General features: G+C 28.0%; 3 protein-coding genes, 1 tRNA gene and 1 rRNA gene. 2 read left to right on the top strand and 3 right to left on the bottom strand.

Annotated elements, in window-relative coordinates; all coding sequences use genetic code 11:
• The first annotated feature begins 350 nt into the window (after window positions 1-350).
• Window positions 351-1,787 carry a cardiolipin synthase gene (gene cls / locus CRN98_RS17190; protein ID WP_097028631.1) on the top strand — a complete coding sequence of 479 codons (1,437 nt, stop codon included), beginning with the start codon at window positions 351-353 and terminating at the stop codon, window positions 1,785-1,787.
• 25 nt (window positions 1,788-1,812) lie between these two features.
• Window positions 1,813-2,418, top strand: a complete 606-nt coding sequence (locus CRN98_RS17185; protein WP_097028630.1) for a uracil-DNA glycosylase — start codon at window positions 1,813-1,815, stop codon at window positions 2,416-2,418.
• Window positions 2,419-2,446: 28 nt separating this feature from the next.
• Here CRN98_RS17185 and CRN98_RS17180 read toward each other — a convergent pair whose 3' ends face one another.
• The 3 genes from CRN98_RS17180 to rrf form a co-directional block, all read right to left on the bottom strand.
• Window positions 2,447-2,767 (bottom strand): hypothetical protein, encoded by a 321-nt coding sequence (locus tag CRN98_RS17180; RefSeq protein ID WP_097028629.1) that lies wholly within the window; start codon window positions 2,765-2,767, stop codon window positions 2,447-2,449.
• A 129-nt stretch (window positions 2,768-2,896) separates the two neighbouring features.
• Window positions 2,897-2,972, bottom strand: a tRNA-Lys gene (locus tag CRN98_RS17175).
• 5 nt (window positions 2,973-2,977) lie between these two features.
• Window positions 2,978-3,094: ribosomal RNA gene (rrf, locus tag CRN98_RS17170) — 5S ribosomal RNA — on the bottom strand.

The raw sequence follows: 3,094 nt of genomic DNA, 5'->3' as shown, positions 1-3,094 counted from the left end.
TTTCTATTCTCTGTTCAATTTTCAAAGACCCTGTCGCTCCAAGCGACTTTTACATATTAACATTTCTTTTTCTTCTTGTCAACAATTTTTTAAAATATTTTTTAAATCTTTGTCGACTTATTTGTCGTTTCTTGCGACAACATAAATTATTCTATCATCCTTTATAATTTTATTTTTTAAATACCACATAGATTTACATATATTTTATTAATATTTCTCATCTATACTTAATATATCTCAATTTATCACATATAGAAACACTTGGCAAAGTTTATTTGTAATTAGTTTATTATAACTTTTGCCTTTATTTGATATCATATATATATAAGAATAAAAAGGAGTTGCTATATATGTTTCTTAATTTTAATTCTTTTCTATATTGGGTATTTCTTATAAATGCTCTTATAGTAATAATAATAATCTTACTAGAAAGAAAACGTCCTGAAAAAACTATAGCTTGGTTATTATTAATAATATTACTTCCACCTATCGGTCTATTCTTTTACATATTTCTTGGCCGTAATTGGAAAATACATACCTTAAATAAACATTTTTCTCCTGGAGTAAAGGAGCTAGTTTGTAGAGTTTTAAACAAAATAAATGATCCTTACTATATACCACTTATTCAACTGTTAGCTAAAAATAGTGATTCTCCACTATTTATTGATAATGATATAATAATTTTTAGTAATGGAGAGGAAAAATTTAAAGCTTTAAAAGAAGAAATAAAAAATGCTAAACATCATATTCATTTAGAATATTATATTGTAAAAAATGACACCATAGGAAATGAAATAAAAAATTTATTAATCCTTAAAGCTTCAGAGGGATTAAAAATCAAATTTATTATAGATAGAGTAGGCTCTATTAAACTAGGTAAATCATATATACAAGATCTAAAAAACTCTGGTATAGAAGTGATTCAATATTCCTATTTTTTAGCTCCGTTTTTACGTCATATAAATACTCAAATTAATTATCGAAATCACAGAAAAATAGCTGTTATCGATGGGAAAGTAGGCTTTCTAGGTGGAATTAATATAGGTGATGAGTACTTAGGAAAAGGTAAATTAGGATATTGGCGTGATACTCATATAATGGTAAAAGGAGACTTTAATTTAGGCCTGCAAGGCGTTTTTATAGATGATTTCTGGACTATAAATCATGTTAATAACGCTCCTCTATCTTTTGATAATAACTTTTATAGTTACTTTCCACCGCCCCAAAAATCCAAAGGTAAAATAATGCAACTGGTAAAAAGTGGTCCTGATTCTCCTTATGCTTCTATACTTCAAGGTGTGTTAAAAATGATTTCTATGGCAACACATCATATATATATAACTACACCTTATTTTGTTCCTCCAGAGTGCATAATGGAATCATTAAAAATAGCAGCATTATCAGGAATTGATGTACGAATATTATTTCCTGGTAAATATGATCACTTCACAGTATATTATGCTTCTCGTACATATTTATTAGAACTTATAAAATGTGGTGCCAAAATTTATTCCTATGATAAAAATTGTTTTATACACTCAAAAACTATTACAATAGACGGAAAAATTTGTACTATAGGTACTGCTAACATGGATATCAGAAGTTATGAGCTAAATTACGAAATTAATGCAGTAATATATGATGATGAAATCACCTCAAAATTAGAAAATTTATTTTTAGAAGATTTAAAGAAAAGTAATTTAATTATAGAAGAGGATTATAATAATTCCTCCTTCCTAATAAAAGCAACAGAAGCTATATCTCGATTATTTTCTTCGCTACTATAAACTTTAAAATAAATGGAGGTATTTTATGAATATAAATGATGAATTAAATAAAATAGAATTTGACATTAAACATATTACAGAAACATATACAGGTGATCTTACTGGTGGCTATATTATTGGTGATGGGCCCGTTCCCTGTGAAATATTATTTATCGGAGAAGCTCCTGGTAAAACAGAAGTTGAACAAGGCAAACCTTTTGTTGGTATGGCTGGTAAAACCTTTGAAAAATATTTGAATTTCATTGGCCTTTCTCGAAATAATGTAAGAATTACTAATACTTGCTTTTTTAGACCTATAAAATCAAAGGAAAACTTAAATGGTAGAAAAAGTATAAGCAATAGAACCCCTAAAGTATCTGAAATAAACTTATTTAAACATATAGCACAAAGGAAAATAGAATTAGTAAATCCTAAAATTATTATAACCTTAGGAAATGTTCCCTTGAAACAATGGACTTCATGTACCAATATAGGGGAATGTCATGGTAAACTTATATTTAATAATAATATAAATATATACATATTCCCAATGTATCATCCCTCATCTTTGACTTATAATAGAAGTGAAGATTTTTTAAAATCTTATGAAGAAGACTGGCTAAAATTAAAAGAGTCACTGGCTTCTATTTAATAGCCAGTAACTCTCTTAATTTTTATTATTAATCATCCTTTTCTTTATCACCTTTTAAGTTAGAAATCTTATTAGATAATTCCTTTATTATCGTAAGGGAATTATCTAATTCCTTACAATGCTCCTCTAAATCCTTATCTATTATTTCACTATTCTTATACTTTTCAAAAATTATTTTCCCAATTTCCTCGTATTTATTCTTAATGCTTTTTTCCTCATTACTTATGTTAAAATTCAATTTTGAAATTTCAACTACATCAGAAGACTTCTTAGCAATTATATTAGCTCCTTCTTCTACAGATTGAGCAATTTTAGTTAAACTACTAGTTAATTTATCCTTTAAATCCATTTTATTTTATATCCTCCTTACTCTATAATCTTATCCTTATAATTAACATAATATTATAGTTACGAACTATATGTGCTATTTAAGAAAAATATATAATAAAAAAGACATTCTAATAAATTAGAATGTCTTTGGTGGCTCACCGGGGAATCGAACCCCGGACAACATGATTAAAAGTCATGTGCTCTACCAACTGAGCTAGTGAACCATGTTATCTGGCAACGACCTACTCTCCCACCGGGCCTCCCCGGCAGTACCATTGGCGCTTTGAAGCTTAACCTTCGTGTTCGGAATGGGTACGGGTGTTACCTTCAAGCCATAATCACCAGA

The sequence above is a fragment of the Clostridium peptidivorans genome (genome assembly GCF_900205925.1).
In the GTDB taxonomy this organism is placed as follows: Bacteria; Bacillota; Clostridia; order Clostridiales; family Clostridiaceae; genus Clostridium_AK; species Clostridium_AK peptidivorans.
The sequence above is the reverse complement of the archived record's forward strand: the minus strand, read 5'-3'. Positions and strand labels throughout refer to the sequence as shown.